This window comes from Burkholderia sp. HAN2018, from assembly GCF_024704855.1.
GTDB classification, from domain to species: Bacteria; Pseudomonadota; Gammaproteobacteria; order Burkholderiales; family Burkholderiaceae; genus Burkholderia; species Burkholderia cepacia.
Window position 1 is genome coordinate 1 of sequence record NZ_QOBB01000492.1, and the last position, 1,501, is coordinate 1,501.

Sequence of the window (1,501 nt, forward strand, 5' to 3'; positions counted from 1 at the left end):
GCGCAGCTGCACTGGGTCACGCTGCGCGCGGCGCTCGCGCCCGAACCGCCGGCCGGGCCACGCGAGCCGGCCGGTTCGGCCCCCCCGTTTGATAAAATCTGACCTCGAGCGGCGCGCCTGCCAGCCCTGCTGCGGCGCCCGTTCCGGCCACCGGATGCGACCCTCGTGAAACCTCTCCTGCTCTCGCACTTCACCGCCACCAGCTGCATCGGCCGCGGCCTCGACGCGACCCTCGATGCACTGCGCCACGCGCGCGGCGGGCTCACGCCCTGCGACTTCGAGCGTGCGGATCTCGACACGTGGATCGGCGCGGTGGACGGCGTCGACGCGCAGCCCGTGCGCGCCGACCTCGCCGACTTCGAGTGCCGCAACAACCGCCTCGCGCAGCTCGGCCTCACGCAGGACGGCTTCGACGCACGCGTCGCGGCGGCCGTCGCGCGCCATGGCGCGGCACGCGTCGGCGTGTTCGTCGGCACGAGCACGGCCGGCATCCTCGAGACCGAGCATGCATACCAGCGCCGCGATCCGGCGAGCGGCGCACTGCCCGCCGACTTCCGCTACGCCCACACGCACAACCCGTATTCGCCGGCCGCGTTCGTGCGCGCGTTTTTCGCGCTGCGCGGGCCGGCGATGGCGATCTCGTCCGCATGCTCGTCCGGCGCGAAAGTGTTCGGCTCCGCGCGCCGCATGATCGAGGCGGGATTGATCGATGCGGCCGTCGTCGGCGGCGTCGATTCGCTGTGCCTGACGACGCTGTACGGCTTCAATTCGCTCGAACTGCTGTCGCGCCGGCCGTGCCGTCCGTTCGACGTCGCGCGCGACGGCATCTCGATCGGCGAGGCCGCCGCGTTCGCGCTCGTCGAACGCGTGCCCGACCCGCTCGACGCCGATGCGATCCTGCTGCTCGGCATCGGCGAATCGAGCGACGCGCATCACATGTCGTCGCCGCATCCGGACGGGCTCGGCGCGCGCGTCGCCGTCGAACAGGCGCTTGCATCCGCCGGCCTCGGCGCGAACGACATCGACTACGTGAACCTGCACGGCACCGCGACGCCGAGCAACGACGCGGCCGAAAGCCGCGCGATCGGCGCGCTGTTCGCCGGCACGCCGTGCAGCTCGACGAAGGGCGCGACCGGCCATACGCTCGGCGCGGCGGGCGCGCTCGAGGCGGTCGTCGCCGCGCTCGCGCTGCGCGAACAGTTCGTGCCGGCCGGCGTCAACACGACGCAGCCCGACCCGACACTCGTCGCCGACTACGTGCTCGCGAGCCGCGATGCGCGCGTGCGCGCCGTCCTCTCCAATTCGTTCGGCTTCGGCGGCACGAATTGCAGCCTGATCCTCGGCCGCGCCGACCACGTACGCCGTTGAGGCCCGCCATGACACTGACCGCCTTCATCGAAAGCATCGGCCTCGTCGGCCCGGGATTGAGCAGCTGGCCGCACGCGGCCGACGTGCTCGCGGGCCGCGCGCCGTATGCGCCCGCCCGCACCGAACTGCCGCC

At 72.8% G+C, this 1,501-nt stretch carries 1 protein-coding gene and 1 pseudogene; both read left to right on the forward strand.

Translation table 11 applies throughout. The features are described 5' to 3' along the window. The first annotated feature begins 165 nt into the window (after positions 1-165). On the forward strand, positions 166-1,368 hold the full coding sequence (locus tag DPV74_RS41290; protein ID WP_119339281.1) for a beta-ketoacyl-[acyl-carrier-protein] synthase family protein: 1,203 nt from the start codon (positions 166-168) through the stop codon (positions 1,366-1,368). Positions 1,369-1,376: 8 nt separating this feature from the next. Then, positions 1,377-1,501: pseudogene (locus DPV74_RS41295) on the forward strand (3-oxoacyl-ACP synthase); the annotation flags it as partial.